The organism is Flavobacterium sp. GW823-FHT06G12 (assembly GCF_058794775.1).
Genome location: NZ_JBXAHE010000002.1, coordinates 514,425 through 532,808, shown reverse-complemented (window position 1 = coordinate 532,808; position 18,384 = coordinate 514,425). Strand labels below are relative to the sequence as shown.

Below are 18,384 nucleotides of genomic sequence, written 5' to 3'. Positions count from 1 at the left end.
TTTTATTCGCTAATGCCCCTTAGAGGATAAACAGAAGTAACAAAAAAAAGATTATGAGAAAGCCTACTAACCTAAGATTGATTTTATTGACTTTGTTTTTATTGCAAAGTTATCTAATGCTTGGACAAAATCATGTGCCTTTTGCACCAAGGTTTGACACAAGTATTAGAGGAGATATGATGCTTATTGGTAATAATATTGTTAATAGAGATAACAATAAAACGAATGAGCGCCCAAATGATGCTTTTACAGGAAAGACGGATAATAACTCGGAGAACATGCAATACATTGATGTTGATAATGATCCCGATACCTTTAGTTCGAGTTCTGCGACTTTAAAAGTGCCAGATGCCAGTAGAGCATGTTACAATATTGTGTATGCAGGATTGTATTGGTCTGGTATTTATACACAGGGTTCTTTAGATAGTAAAGCAGTAAAGCGAAGTGATTTAGGCAATATAAAGTTTAAGCTACCTGAGGAAACAGCTTATAATAATATTACAGGAACTTTAATTTACGATTATTATAATAATAATCCAAAAACAACAAATGGTGACCAAATACCATATGCTTATTATGCTAATGTAACACAACTTTTAAAAGATTCAAAAAATCCTGAAGGAGAATATACAGCGGCAAATATCAATTCTGCTCGAGGTAATTTGAGTAATGGAGGATATGCGGCAGGATGGTCATTATTTGTTATTTACGAAGATCCAAACTCAAGTGCAAAATATATTACTGCTTATGACGGTTTTAGCTGGATTAAAGCTGGTGGAGCCGATTTGACGTATGGTATATCAGGTTTTAAAACGATTCCAACAGGGAATGTAAAAGTAAAATTAGCTTTTGCAGCTTTAGAAGGAGATAAAAATACGTCGGGAGATACTTATTCTATAAATGGTACACAGGTTTATACTACAGAGCGTGCAACAAACAATTTCTTTTGTAGTGTAATTAATGATCTTTCGGGAATTAATCCTAATAGAAAGCCAGCCAGTACAAATACACTTGGTTTTGATGCGGGTATTATTGAATTGAATAATGCCAAAAATGCTATTATTAAAAATGGTGATACTAAAGCTAATTTAAAATTAACGACCAGCGGAGATGGTTATGGTGTTTATTTTAATGCTTTTAACGTCGAGGTTATCGCTCCTCAGATTGCGCTGACAAAAATTGTAAAAGACACAGACGGGAAGAATATCGGAGGACAGAATGTGACTCTTGGTCAGCAATTAGTCTATGAAATTACGATTCAAAATAAAGGTAATGATGATGCAACTTCATTAGTTATTACTGACCAGTTGCCAATAAACGTTATATTTAATCAAAAAGATGATTTGCTTCCTTTACCAGATGGAATTATAGTTAAAACACCTTATGACCCTGTTACAAGAAAAATTGTTTTTGAGGTAACAGATCCTAAATTAATAACAAAGAATAGTCCTACTGTAAGTAAAATCTCTTTTAAAGTTCAAGTCGTTCCTGATTGTCATTCACTAAGCGAGGCTTGCTCTAACAGTATCGACAACCAGGCTTTTGCTACTTATAAAGGGAAGGAAAATACCAGCTTTTCAATCGATGAAACAGCTCCTCAAGGAAGTGTTAATTCAACTGATGGATGTGCTGTAACACCAAAAGCCACAAACTTTTTAGTAGGTGTAGACGGTTGTGAATATACTGAAAATGTAACCTTATGTACAGATACTGTAGATCTTATTCCTGCAAAAGGATATGATAAGTACACATGGTATAGTGATGCTAAAATGACCAATAAAATTGGTGAAGGTAGTCCATTTACTGTGAGTAAAGAAGGAACATATTATGTGTATAACTTGGCTCAAGCACCATGTAGATCTATTTCTCAATCTTTTGTTGTAACTCGTTTTAAAAGTACAAGCAAAAACCCGGTGTTAGATTTCGCAAGTGAAACAGTAATTTGTGCCGATACCGGTCAACCATTTCCAAACATTTATTTGTGTGGTGGTAACGATAAAAAAGAAATAAAAACAACTATCACGGATGCTTCCAATATAGTATGGGAACGTTTTGTTGAAGGCAGCTGTACGGTGTCAACAGGTAAAAACTGTCCAAACGAATCATTGACAAGTACAGGAAATCCGAATGAATTTTGTAAATGGGAACAAGTAGGATCAGGGCCTGATTATACTGCAGATGCAAAAGGAAGATATAGATTGACAGTTACCTATAAAGGTGGAGTTTGTTTCAATCGTTTTTATTTTGATGTTTATCAAAACCCATTAACTCCAACAGAAAAGCATAAAGATATTATTTGTTCAAGTAATGGTAGTATTACTGTTGAAGGTGTTCCAGCTGGATATGAGTATGCCATCAGCAAGGATCCTAATGGACCTATAGGAGCATACCAGTCAAGTAATATATTCCCAATTGCTACTGAAGGTTCTTATACTGTCCATGTTAAACAAACTAATGTAACTACGTTTCCATGTGATTTTGTAGTTAAAAATATTCTTATTAGAAAAACAGATGTTGATGTTAAGACAGTAATAACACAACCTCTTTGTGCAGGTAGTAAAGGTAAAGTAGAAGTTGCGGCAAATAATTCGAATCCAAATTACACTTTTGTTATTAAACAAGGTAATGCAACAGTTCAGACTATTGGGCCAGTTTCTAGTAATAAAGCTATATTCGATTTACTTGCAGGAGATTACACACTTACTGTAACAACATCTGATGGTTGTACCAATATAAGCGATGTAAAAATAATTGCACCAGATCCGCTTACTGCGACTTATGATGTAAAATCACTAACGGCATGTTCAGATGGAGAAATTACAATAAATCCTAAAGGAGGGACAGCACCATATTCTTACTCTATAAATGGTCAACCGTTTGTTTCTGAAAATAAGATTACTGTAAAAAATCCAGGCGGTAGCTACAGTATTAGTGTTGTAGACAGTAATGATTGTGAATATATAATTCCGACATTTTCAGTTAATCCTATTGCTAAACCAACGGTTACTATAAATTCGAAAAATGTAAGTTGTTACAATACTAAAGAAGGAGAAATTTCAATTTCAGTTTCTCCTGCAGATTCTGGTTATACTGTTTCTTACAGTATTGCTGGAGTTGCTGGTGGTGCATATACAACTTTACCAACAACGGGCTTAGCTGTAGGAGATTATAAGGTTACAGTAAAATATACAATAAACGGAGTAGATTGTACTGACCCAGAAAAAGTTATTAAAATTACGGGACCTACATCTACACTGACTGCTTCTGCAGGTGTTGCTGAATTATCAGGTTGTGGCCCGACAGGGAATACTAAACAAGGGATGGTTAGAATTACCAATCCTCAGGGAGGGGTACCTTTTCCTGCACCAAATTTATACCGCTATAGTTTTGACGGAGGAAATAATTATATTACAGATAATTTTGCCTACATAAATCCGAGTTCATCTCCTATTACATTATATATTAAAGATGCTGCTGGGTGTATTTTCCCAATGTCAGGTATTATCTTAGACGAAAAACCGGCTGATCCTATATTTAGTGATCCTGTTTTGACTTATAATTGTAAAGGAGAAGGTACAGCTACAGTAACGGTTAATGCAGATGCAAGTCCAAATTATAGCTATTCATACTATTTAGGGAAGCCAGATCCGGCAAACCCTTCTAATTACATTTATACTTTAAATACAAATACTCCGGCTAATATCTTTAAAGATATTCCTGTTGGAGATTATAAAATTAAAGTAGAGTACAATTTAGTTTCTGTTCCGACTTATAGTAATTTACTAAAAGAGGATTTTGGTAGTGGACCACCAACTACAGCTCCTGGTATTGCAGCGGCATACTGTTTCAATGACCAAAGAGTTGACCCACCTTATTTATGTAAATATCCAGATGGAACACCTAGTAGATCTGTTGAAGATAATGCTTACTCAGTAGCAAGTTTCTTCTGGAGAGATGACGATCCAAATAGCAATAATAGTGGTGCTTGGTTCCATTTCAAAGATCATACGACAAACCCTAATAATTTAGCTAACACTGGAGATCCTGATGGTAGATATTTATTAGTAAACGTTGGTAATGCTGCTGGAAAATATGGTATTTTGTACAGTAAACCAATTGCAGATGTTATACCTAATCAGGATGTTATTGTCGACTTTTATGTAGGAAATTTATTAATGCCTTCTTATAATAGTGCGGCTCCAATTATTAGAATTGAATTAATTGATTCTAAAGGTAATGTTGTAGCTAGAGATGATACAGGAGAAATTGCGCCTGGTTTAAATCATCCTGACAGAAAAAAATGGGTGCCAATTAGTATTAAACTAAATCCTGGAGCAAACACCAATTTAACTTTTGTGATACGTTCAGGAAGTGAAGTATTCAATGGAAACGATTTAGTAATCGATGATATTTGGGTACGTCAGGTACCAAAATCATGTTTGCAGGACAAAACTTTAACTCTTAAAGTTCCAAGCGGACAAGGATTTTCTGCAGAAGTAACAGGAATTAACGGAGTTAAATGTAAAGGAGATAAAAATGGTACTTTCAGTATTGTAGCTAAAAATTTTGATACTGTAAATGGTTTCTATTATACTTTAAATGGAAATGCTACTAATCCAACATGGGTAAAATCTATGACTTCTCCAGTTAACTTTGATGATAAAGGTGAAGGAACATATAATGTAAAAGTACGTTTTGCAAATAATGCATCTTCTTGTAGTTTCGATATTCCAACTACAATTACATCGCCAACTGCATTTGTAGTAAATGCAAGTGCATCGGCTGCAACGTGTAAAGGGGCAACTGTAACAGCAACTGTTTCAGGAGGAACTCCAGATTATGTTGTTACACTTAAAGATAAAAATTCGCCATATATAGAAACATTCCCAACTACGACTTGGAAAATAAATGAAGTTCCTGCTGGAACTTACATTGTTTCGGGTACTGATGCAAATGGATGTAACGTTGTGATGAATAAAGACTTGGTTATTAGTGCACCAAGTAAACCAACGGCATCAATAGTTTCTAATGTAGGATTGTGTTTTGATGGTAGCAATGCTACTATTAGAGTTAGTGTATCTGGCGGTCTTAAGCCTTACACTTATCAAGTAAGTACTGATGGAGGTGTAACATACAGTGATCCAAGTTCAACTTTTAACGGGTCAACTTTTGATTATATCGCTAAAGGAACAGGTACATACCAGTTTTTAATTTTAGATGCTAATAAATGTGATGCGTTTACAGCAAGTCAAACTATTAATAAAGCGATCACAGCGAAAGCTGATATTAGTGTTCCATTATCTTGTAAAACAGGTACTGCTGCAAATGCTACTATAGATGTTACTATAGATGGCGGAACATCACCTTATACTTATACTGTTACAAATAAAGGAACAGGTGTGGTACTAGTAAATAATGGTACTACTGCTGGTCCAACATTCTCTTATTCTGCTACAACAGCTGCAACATATGTATTTGCTATTAAAGACAAAAACGGTTGTCCTATTACTGTAGAAAAAGAAGTGCTTGCTAAAGTTCCGGTTACGGCTACTCACGCTGTAAATCCAGTTACATGTTTTGGAAAAGCAGATGGTTATATTGATATTACGCCACAAAATGGTGTTGCACCATTTAAGATCCAATTTAATGGTACAGGAGCTTTTACAACAGTAACAACATCACCTGTTCGTTACGGTTCATTAGCAGGTTCTGTTGGTGCCGGTACTAAATATACTTATATTGTTGAAGATGCCTTAGGATGTCAACAGCAATATACATTCTATGTAATCCAACCAGCTGCTGTTACACTTACAGCTTCTATTACAACGCCTTATAATTGTACCACTAATGCGGCTACTATTACAGCAAGCGCAGGTAACGGAAACGGTGGCTTTACTTATGTATTAAAAAATACAACTACTGGTGCAACTATAGAAACTAACACTACTGGTGTATTTAATAATTTAACTATTGCAGGAACTTACGAAGTAACAGCAACAGATAGTAAATCATGTCCAATAACAAAAGTTGCTGGAACTATTAATGCGTTGAATCCTCCAAAAGGAATGACGCTTACGCCTACGGCAGTAAAATGTCCAAGCAATACAACAGATGTAACGATTACAAATGTTGTTAATGCTGCAGGAGTTGCTGTACCTACAACAGGTTTAGAATATAGAATTAAACTTCCTGTACCTCCGGGTACTTCTACTTACCAAACTAGTAATACTTTTACTGGATTGGCAGCAGGTAAAACATATACTTTTGAAGTTAGGGATGCTAATTTCTGTGTGTATGAAAAAATACTTGATGTACCATCATTACCAGTATTTGCTGTAGCTTTAAAATCTCAGAATAATATTAGCTGTTCTACTGCAACTGATGGTTCTGCAATATTTACTGTTACAGGATTAGGTAATGGTACTGGATACAGTTATAAAGTAGATGCATTGCCAGCAGTGACAGGATTAACTACTCCACCAACCGGAAGTTCATTTGAAATTTCTGTACCAAATTTAAGTCCAGGACTTCATACAATTGTAGTAACAAATACAGTTACAAATTGTCCACAATCTCAATCGGTTACGATTGCGGCACCACCTGCTGCATTGGTATTAAATCCATCAACATTAGTACACGTAACTTGTGATAATAAAGGAAAAGCAACAATTAATGTAGTTGGAGGTTGGGGAACTTATGAATATACAGTTACACCTACATCTCCAGCAGGATCAGCGATTGTTCAAACAACGACAAATGTATTTTCTAATTTAAATGCTGGTGCTTATTCTGTTTCTGTAAAAGATTTAAATGGTTGTACTGTAACAGGAACTTTTACTATTAATGATAAAGTTAATCCTACTGCGAGCATTGATGTTTCAAACTCAGATTTTTGTGTTGTAGGAACTGGAGCAAAAATTGTAGTATCGCCTAACAGTGCTCCTAATTATACGTATGTTCTAGATAATGGTGCTGTTCAAAATACTGGTACTTTTACAGGAGTAACTCCAGGAATTACTCATAAAATTAGAGTTACTGATACTTCTACAGGATGTTATACTGATTTAACAGTGCCAACAATTAATGCACCAATATCAGCGAAATTAAATCCTTTAGTAAAAGATTTAACTTGTGATGCTACAAATCCAAATGCAGTTATTGAAGTTTCTATAAAAGATGGTTATCCAGATTATAGCTATAGAGTAAGTACAAATGGCAGCGGATTTAGTGGTTCTAATATTCCAGTAGCAGCTGGTGCGACTACATTTACGTACCAAACAACTACAGGTGCTGCAGCTGCAACTTATGAATTTGAAATTTTTGACAGTAAAGGATGTAGAACTACTGTAACGCAAAATATCGCTGCGAGAGTAACTCCAACAGCTACAACTACACCAACAAATCCTACTTGTTATAATGGAAATGATGGTTCTATCATTGTAAACGCTAGTTTAGGTCTACCGCCATATACTTATGAAGTTTCTACAGTTTCTGATACAGGACCATTTACTACCATGACTAGTAAAACATATTCTAATGCTACGGCTGGAGATTACTGGTTTAGAGTTACGGATGCGAAAAAATGTCAGTTTGTAACAGCAAAAACGACTGTTTCAAACCCGCCACAATTAACAGCTAAAGCTGATCTTACTACAGCTTTAAGTTGTGGAACATCAAACGCTACACAAGCTGCTACTATTACAGTTACGGTATTATTGCCAGGAACACCATATAGCGGAACAGATAAATACAGATATAGTTTTAACGGAGTTTTACCAGCAGGAACATCAAATACTTACACGACTAGCACTCCTGGTGCAGTTACAGTAGATGTATTCGATGCAAATAATTGCCCTTACAGAATTCCGGTTTCACCTGTCGTTAATACATTAAATCCGCCGTCAAATATGGCTTTTTCACAAGCCAATGTTATTTCTTGTATGGCTACACAATTAGATACAGATTTAACAGTATCTTATTCAGGAGGTGTAGGACCATTTAGAGTTGAAATTACATCTACAGATGCAGTTCCAGCTCCGGCAGTTGCTGTTGCAACAGGTGTAACGGCTCAGTCTTATGTATTTAAAGATTTAGCTCCAGGTAACTACTCTTTTAAAGTTACAGATGCTAATAAATGTACAACGACTGGCGATTATACAATTGAAAAAGTTGAATTACCGATTGCCAACGGTTCAGTGATTTCAAATGTAATTTGTAAAGGTGCATCAGATGGTAAACTTAGTTTTACAGTTTCTGGTAATGTAGGTGCTACATACACTTATGAACTAAGAAACAGCGTAAATGCACTTGTACCAATTATTCAATCTTCAAAAACAGGAAATGTTATTGATTATGTAGGATTACCTGCAGATACTTATACATTTAGAGTTACAAACTCAACAACAACTTGTTACGCAACAAAGGTTCTTGAAGTTAAAGAGCCGAAAGATCCATTGGCTCTTATAACGCCAACAATTACTCCTATCACTTGTTCACCAAACAATGGTAAAGTAGTTATTAATACAACTGGAGGTTGGGGTAACAATAGATATACATTAACTCAACCTGACGGAACTTTAGTTGGTCCTCAGCCAAGTTCAACTTTTGCCAATATAACTCAGTCAGGTACTTATGGTATTTCTGTTACAGATTTAAATGGAAGCGGATGTACTGTTACAGATACATTTACTGTTGATGCAAAAGTATTGCCAAGCGCGAGTATCGATTTAACAGCTTCAGATTTATGTTATGATTCAGTTGGTAAAGCGACAATTGTAGTTACACCTACAGTTCCGTCTCCTACTTACATGTACAATATCAATGATGGTGTTTATCAAAGTAGTGGTACTTTCCCTAATTTGGAGCCAGGAAGGTATAATGTTAAAGTAAAAGATATGGCAACGGGTTGTATTTTACCATTGTCAGCAATAGATATTGAATCTGAATTGAAATTCAATGCTACTTTAAGCAAATCAGCAAACTGTCTTACTCAGAATACTGAGATAAAAGGTATTGTTTCTGGTGGAAAACTTAATTATTCTTATACTGTAACTAAAAATGGAACATTAGATCCAACTGTTATACCAGTAACAGGTACAACTTTTACTTATACAGATCCTGTAGATCCTCCGCAAGTTGGAAATACAACTTATATATTTACGTTAACAGATGCGTCAGATGCTAAATGTAGTCTTACATCTACAGTTGTTGTAGGACCAAGAACAGATCCTGATTTTACATTAACTCCTAATTCAACTATTTTATGTAACGGAGATGCAACGGGTTCTATTACAGTAACAATTGACAAGACAAAAGGAGTATCTCCTTATACAATCTCTGTTTACAATACAACAACTTCTACCTCTTATGGTGCACAAACTACTGGTCTTCCAGCTGGTGATTATACAGTAAGAGTAACAGATGATAAAGGTTGTTATCTTGAGAAAACGACAACTATTGAAGAACCAAAGAAAATTGTATTCGATATAGATGTTAAGCCTATGACTTGTGACTCAAGTGGTAGCGGTGTATCTTACGGATCTATTACAGTTAAGGATTTTGTTGGAGGTTCAAGCGATACAGCTCCATTCGGGCCATTTACTTATACTTTGACAAATAACGTTGGAGAACCGACGCAAGTTGCTGATCATGCAATTTCAGACGTTAGAGGTGATTATACTTTTAATATTTTAAATTTTGGTATTTATGAATTAACGGTTTCTGATAAAAACGGCTGTTCAGTTACCAAAACAATCTCGATGGCATCAAAACCAGAAGATTTAAAAATTGAGGTTAAAGCAGGAACAGCGTCATGTACAACAGCAAGTCTTGTTGTGACTGTAAATACGCCGATTATTGGAGGGCCTTATCATTTTGCTCTTTATCCAATCAATTCAGCTTCTACGCCGCCATATAAATACGCTGATAATACAGGATCATACCAAGATTCAGATTCAACGAATCCTGCAGATCCTGAATATACACAATCGACTTTTAACGGTTTATTACCAGGGGTTACTTATTCGTTCATCGTTTATGACGTAACAACAGACTGTTATTTCTTTAAACAAGCAGAAGCACCAACATTGACTTCTTCTAATTTAAATATTGCTGTAACACCAGCTAATGTAACATGTCAGGGAGCTGGTAATGGAAATGTTTCATTCACGTTCACGGGTACAAAACCAACAACAGAAACAGTTAAATACGAAGTTTACAATTCGCAAAGTAATACATTAGTTACTCCTGCAGTTGGGGGTACAGTGACATTACCAACTAATTCGGCAACAAATGTAGGACCACTGGTTCCAGGGACATATTATATCTTATTTACAGAATTGGATAATACTTCAACTGTAGTTTGTATGAATACGTCTAAAACTTTTACAATAAGTGAATCAGTTGTTCCTTTAACATTAAAGGTTAGTTCTCCTAAAAATGATAATTGTGGAACTGATCAAGGTATAATTGAAGCTTTTGGACAAGGAGGAACGGTTACTAAAGTAGTCGTTGATCCATCAGATCCTACAAAAACTATTACAGTTCCAGCGCCTTATTTATATCAAATTTTCCCAGATACAGGTGTGGCTGGTGTAATTGACGGTTCAGATAAACCAGTGACAGATGCTGCGCTTTCTGCTTCTTTCGACCCAGCTCTTCATACAGGAAGTACTTTTAATAAAGAATGGGGTCACTATTTAGTTTATGTAAAAGATGCAAATGGCTGTATTCAGGTAGAGTTTGTTGAAGTGAAATTAGATCCAACTCCAGTAATAACAGCTGTTGTAAACAGTGTTTGTGCTGAGGAAGACTCTTTTGTAATCGATGTTGATATGACAACATTCGGTATTGCTCCATATACTTATAGTTTAGATGGTTTTGATTTTGTTCCTATGCCTGCAACACCATTTTCTATATCTAATCTTCATTCAGGAAATCATACTGTAGAAGTTAGAGATTTTAATGGTTGTGGTAATAAAGTAACATTAAACCCTATTGCTGTACCTTTAGACATCAAAGCTAAATTTACTATAGACCCTACATGTAGAGATGCTGACGGTACAATTACTGCTGTTGTAACTGGCGGATTTGCACCAAATAATTTTGAATACACTTTAAAAAATAATACTGTAGCGACAGTAGATGTTGTGCAAATTAACAATCCAAAATTTGTAGGTCAGGCAGCGGGTAATTATACTGTAACAGTAAGAGATTTAAACACAAATTGTTCTAAATCAGTTATTGTTGATTTACTTGTACCAACTCTTGTAGATTTAGTTCCAGGAGATATTACAACAACTGCTGTTGATTGTAACGGAACACAAGGAACAAACAATAACGGAACTCTTACGGTTAACTTAAGAGCTGTTAATGACAATCCGGATTATAAATTTATTCTGACACCTGTTTTACCAGCAGGACCTGCTATTACACAGGATAGTAATTATTTTACAGGTTTAATTGCAGGAGATTATACAGTTAAAGTTATTTCTTCTAGAGGCTGTGAATTTGAGGTGCCTGCTAATGTACCTGCTCCAAGTGCGGTTTATGCAACCGCTACTGCAACACCATTTAGTTGTGCAGTTGACCCTACTACAACTACAGTTGTTGTAGCAGCTGCTGGTGGTACAGGAACTGGTACATTTACTTTCAGTAAAGACGGTACTAATTATTTTACAAGTAATAGTACACCAGCTGACGATAATTACACATTTGAATTATCTGATACAGGAAGTGTTCAAAACCCTCATTATTGGGTGAAAGATGCTAATGGATGTATTTATGAGACAAGTGGTTTAGTTGCACCATTAGACCCACTACCAAAATTAATTTCAGCTACAGCTAAGAGATCTCCTTTAGCAGGATCTCAAATTGATTGTCAAAATGGTAGAGAGGTAATTCAAATTGATGTAGTTGGAGGATCCACTCCAGCTGATTTCACTTATCAAGTTTCAATTGACGGAGCTGGTTATACAACTCTTACAAATTCTGCTGGAACACCATATACTTATAATGCTACAACAGCGGGTAGTAAGTACCAGTTTAAAATTATTGATAATGAAACAGGTTGTGAGATTTTAACTAACATTTATGAGGTTCCTTTATTCGATCTTATTAGCGTAACAGCTACTACGGCTTCTGATGTAAAATGTATATCAGAAAATAATGGAACAATTCAAATCAATATTGCTGGGTATTCTGGTGCATACGATTATCAAATTTTTGATGGTCTAACTGCAGTAGTTGGAGTTGGAGCAAGCGGTTCTCACGATACTGCAACTTCAAATCCGTTTGTAATTCCTTTCGGATTACCTGCAGGAAATAATTATACAGTACACATTCAAGAAACGGGTCATCCAAAATGTCCTTCGATTTCAAATCCGGTAATTATCAAAAAACCAACTGCGGCTTTAGCTTTAGATCCGTTAGTTGTTACACCATTAGGTTGTACTACTTTAGGAGCTGTAGTAATAACTGCTAAAGATGGTTGGGGTGATTATACCTATACTTTGACGCAGCCAGACTTAACAGTTGTAACAAACAAAAATGGTAAGTTTGATAATCTTAATCAAGTAGGACCAGCAGGATCTTATAAAGTTTCTGTAAAAGACGCTAATGGTTGTGAGGTGACTGATTCATTTAATTTAAGTACACCGGTTCCTCCAACAGCTAGTATCGACCCTACAACAGATTATTGTTATACAAATGCTGATAAAGCAACTATTGTGGTAATTGCTTCATCTACATCGCCTTTTGCATTGCCAACAGATACTTATGATTATAGTATTAATGGTGGTCAGACATGGCAAATTAATAATAATATATTCACTGATTTAACTCCTGGAGATTATACATTTACAGTTAGAGATAAATTTGGATGTACTGGTACTACTTCGATTACTACAATTGAAGGACAGCTTTATTCTTCAGCAGAAAAAACAAAAGATATTTTCTGTACGGGTACAGTTGAAGGTACAATTAGAGTAAAAGCATCTGGTGGATATGCGCCTTATAGCTATACTGTAGCCATAAATGGTGGTGCAGCTTCTGCTCCAATTGCATTTGTAAACGGAACATATTCTGATTATACAGTTGTTTCTCCTCTTACAAGTACATACGATTTTGTAGTGTATGATGCTCATAACTGTCCAACTCCAGTTAGTACAGTGACTATGGTAGCGCCAACTGCAGTTACGTTTACTGCAACACCAACATCTCCATATTGTTCAGGAACACAAGGAAATGTTGATAATGGTTCTATCTTGTTTACTTTACCAACAAGTAATGATAACCCGCCTTACACATACACTGTTCAGCGTACGGCACCTACAGTTGGTTTAGTATTAACACAAGTAAACAATCCGTTGTTTACAGGATTAAGTGCTGGTACTTATGCTGTAAATGTTACATCTGACAGATTGTGTGACGCTCCAACAACCGTTGTTATTAACCCTCCAATTGCAGTAGTGGCAGAAGCTTCGGCTACAAAGTTTACTTGTACAGGAACAAGTATTAACGAGACGATTGTTACTGTTACTGGTAAATTTGGTACAGGTACAGGTTTAGTAGGAGATTATACTTATAGTAATAACAAAACAAAATGGGAAACAAGTAATACATTTACGGTAGTTGATAACCAAAATGTTCAAACCCTAACATATTATGTTAGAGATAAAAACGGATGTATTGCTGAAGTTCAGATTACTGTGGATCCATTCCCAATATTGAAAAAACCTACAGTTACACAAGGAAGAAGAGCAGCTTGTAATAATGCTGGTGAAGTTATTGATGTTGTAATCAATGGCGGAGCAAGTCCGGCAAACTTCCAATACGAAGTATATCAGGATGGTGTTTTATTAAGCGGCGGTCCATATGCTGTGACTGGAAATACATTTAGTTATCTAGCTCCAACTGTTGGTCATTTCTATCAGTTTAAAATAACTGACTTGACAACATCATGTTCTATTACAACTGATCCTTACGAAGTGCCAGTATTCAATACTGCTAAAGTTATTGCAAATGCTTCTTCGTCAGTTTCTTGTAATGGTTTAAGCGATGGTAAAATCACATTTAATATTGTAGATTACAGCGGTCCATATACCTATCAGGTTTACAACAATGGAGTAGCGGTTACAGGTGCTTCTGGATCTGGAACTACTGCAACAGCAAATCCGTTTACAATTCCTTTCGGACTTTCTGCGGGAGCTAAGTATACAGTAGTAATTACTGAGACGGCTTATCCATTCTGTGATATTACATCTGCTGATGTAAACATCACTGAACCGCCAGTACTAGATCTAACTACTATGGTAGTTGATGTTAAAAACCAAAATTGTTGGACAACTGGAGCAGTTATTACTGCTGATGCTTCTACAATTGTAGGTGGAACTCCTGGATCAGGATTTACATTTGCTTTCGTACCAGCAGGAACAGTTCCAACAGCGGGTCAATATTCATCTTCAAACACTAAAACATTTGCAACAACTAAAATTGCACCGTTGTTTGATTCGTACGATGTTTACGTAAAAGATGGTAACGGTTGTCCTAAGTTTAAAACAGTAAATATTTCATTAGATCCAAAACCTGCAATTACAAATGTTGCGGTTGCGAGTCAATGTTATAATGCTGCAGGATACAGAATCGACGTTACTGCAAATGGTGTTGGTACTCTAGAATATAGTTTAGACGGAGTACAGTTCCAAGGCGCTAGTTTCTTTACAGTTACTGCTCCAGGAAATTATACAGTAACTGTACGAGATGCTAATAAGTGTACAACAACAGCTCCGGCTCCAGTTACAATTTATGAGCCTCTTGCGTTACGTGCAGAGGTTACAAAAGTGCCTACTTGTAAAGCTGCCGATGGTACAATCACTTTATTCGCTTCTGGCGGAAAAGTGCCAATGCCAAGTTATGTCTACACAAGAGATAATTGGACAAATACAAGTACAAGTCCGGTATTTATAGGATTAGCTCCTGGAATAAAATATACTTTTAGAGTAAGAGATGTTAATACAAATTGTGAGGTAGAGATTGAAGAAACAATAGATATGCCAACTGATGTTACAGGTATTGTTGCAACAGCGACTCCTACATCTTGTAATGGTTATGCTAATGGTAGCATCTCAGTAACAATTGCAACATCAAATGATAATCCTGTTTACATGTACAGTCTTGCCGGACCAGAAAACAGATTACCTCAGGAATCTCCGTTCTTCAACGACTTACCATTTGGTAATTATGTTGTAACGGTAACTTCAGGAAGAGGATGTTTTGCAACTGCACCAGCTACAGTTGGTCAGCCACAGTCAGTGGTTGTTGCTAAACCTATAGTAACACAATACCTATGTTCTGCAGGAACAAACAATGCTGGTAACGCTACAATTACAGTAGCGGCAGGTTCTGTAACAGGTGGTTCTAGCACTTATATCAGATATCAATTCATGAGAGATGGAGTTCAGGTACAAAATGATGATAGAAACACATATACCGAATCTGATTATTTAGGTGGTGACTATATCGTGAATGTATTTGATTCTAAAGGATGTCAGGGTACTTACGCTACAGTAACAATCGATCCTTACATTGGAATTGCTGATCTGAAAATTGCTGCTACGCAAATTACTTGTAAAAACGATGAAGCTATTCAAGTAACTGCGATCGCTACAACAGGAACATTGCCAGCTTTAGATTATACTATTGTTGGAATAGATGGTAATACATATCCTCTTACACCAAGTGTAAATGGATCATGGAATGATTTGAAAGTAGGTAATTATAAAATTGTTGTGACTAATCCGGTAACAGGATGTAGTGTTGAAAAAATCTATATTGTTAACGAACCAAACACATTCAAATTTGTAGCTTCTGAAATTAAAAACCTTACTTGCTATAGTGATGAAGATGGAGCAATTACGTTGACATTAGTTGATAATATTCCAACTCCAAAAGATGATGCTGGTAGATTTGATTATGTGATTACACATGAATCTGGAACGATTCTAAGAGGGTCAACTACAACAACAGAATTAAAACTTTCGAATCTGAAAAGAGGTAAGTATACTGTTGTGGCAACATTAGTAGGTTCTCCTTTCTGTGACGTTCAAACTGAATTTAACATTGAGGGTCCAGCTACAGAATTAGAAATTCTAGCGTCTAAAAAAGACATTACTTGTGTAACAGGTAATGATGATGGAGAAATCCGTATAAGCGCTCAAGGTGGATGGCCAGGTGATTATCTATATAAATTAGATGGTCCAGTAACAGTAGATTTTTCTGCTCAAAACGTATTCACAGGATTAAAAGCAGGATTGTATACAGTTTCTGTTAAAGATGCTGGTGGCTGTATTGATACCGATCAAGTTACTTTAGTAGTTCCAACACCAATTGTGGTTACAGCTTCGGCAGACAAAACATTATTATTATGTAATGGAGATATGAGCGCGACTATTACTGCGACTTCGGTTACAGGCGGACAGGGTAGTAATTATTTATATACTTTAAATACTACTTCAGTTACTCCTGTAAGATCTTCAGGACCTCAGAATACACCATCATTTGCTGGTTTAGGAGCAGGAACTTATACGATAACTGTAACTGATGGATTCAATTGTGTTGGCGAGTCAGCTCCAATAACAATTAATGAGCCTACTGAAGTTAAACCAAGTTTGGCTGAAACTAGAAAAATGACTTGTCTTACACAGACTCAACTTACTTTAAGTGCTACTGGTGGTACACCTCCTTACACTTATAGTAGTGACGATGTAACATACTCAACAGTTCCTTTTACAAGTTCTGTTTCGTTTGATGTTGCTCCAGGTGCATACAAGTACTATGTGAAAGATGCAAACGGATGTGTTGATTTTGTTTCTAACGAAATTACAATTGACCCGCTTGAGCCATTGAAAGCTAATTTGGATATATCTAATGCTGTAGTTTTATGTCGTGAAGATCCAAGTGGTGTAATTGTGGCAAATGCTTCAGGAGGATTAGGAAACTATCAATATACTTTACTAGACGGTGCCGGAAACATATTAAAAGGACCACAGTCAGATGGTAGATTCGATAAGCTTTTAGCTGGTGATTATAAAGTAATTGTGAAGAGTGGTGATTGCGAAACTTTACCAGAAGATGTTAATATCGATCAGCCAAAAGAAGTATTCTCAGCTGAATTTATTCCAACAGCAGTGAAATGTTTTGGTGGAAATGATGGAACAATTGAAGTAATCGGTAAAGGTGGAACAGGAAGTTATAAATACTCTATTTCACCAAGAAACGATCAATACTTTGACAGTAACATTTTTGAGAAATTGAAAGCTGGTTTCTATACAGTTATTGCAATGGATGAACATGGATGTTATGATACTGAAGTAGTTGAGGTTAAACAACCTACAGCACCACTTTCAGTTGCCGAAACTCCTGGAATGACTATGCCAGAAGAATGTGCCGGAGAACTTAATGGAGCATTTACAATTGACATTGCGGGTGGTACGCCTCCTTATTTAGTTAGTTTAAATGATATTAATGGTACTTACCAACCGGTTACAGGAACACAACATACGTTTGAAAATCTTGCGGGAGGTGTTTATACAGTATTTGTGAAAGACGGCGGAAACTGTCCTCAAGAAGTAGAAGTTAGTGTACCATTGCCAGTAACGCTTAATCCAGTTGCTGAGGTAACGTATGACTGTGTGAACAACTCACAGGCAAACATGGTAATAGTAACTATTGATGCCTCTATTACAGACCCAACAGATGTAGATTATTCTCTTGATAACAATGGAACATTCCAGCCAAGTAACATCTTTACAAATGTTCCTGCTGGTGATCACTTCATCGTTGCAAGACATACTAACGGATGTGAAGTGCCAACGCCAATATTTACTGTTAACGCAGTTGCAGAACTTGGCTTAATAGACATTACAAACCAAAGTAAAGACATCAACACAATTGTGGTTCAAGCTACAGGTGGAGTTGCTCCTTACGAGTACAGTTTCAATGGAGAGTCATTTACATCATCTAACAGTTATAGAATCTATAAAACGGGTGATTATGTAGTTATCGTTAGAGATAAAAATGGTTGTGAGAAAACAATAACAGTTCATGGAACATTCTATGATTTCTGTATGCCAAACTACTTTACTCCAAACGGTGACGGACAAAATGATACTATTGGTCCAGATTGTGGTGCATTAGCGTACAAAGAATTAACGTTCGATATTTATGACAGATATGGTAGAGTTGTTGCCAAATACCGTGTAAATGGTAAATGGGATGGTAGATACCATGGAAATGAATTGCCAACAGGAGATTACTGGTACGTTCTTAAACTAAACGATCCAAAAGATCCTAGAGAGTTTGTTGGACATTTCACTTTATACAGATAAC

General features: G+C 36.0%; 1 protein-coding gene. It reads left to right on the top strand.

The annotated features are described in order from the left end of the window. The first annotated feature begins 53 nt into the window (after positions 1-53). Entirely contained in the window at positions 54-18,383 is an 18,330-nt protein-coding gene (locus AC1Q5Z_RS09200) for a T9SS type B sorting domain-containing protein (RefSeq protein WP_492444458.1), read from the top strand. The last annotated feature ends 1 nt before the right edge of the window (position 18,384 follow it).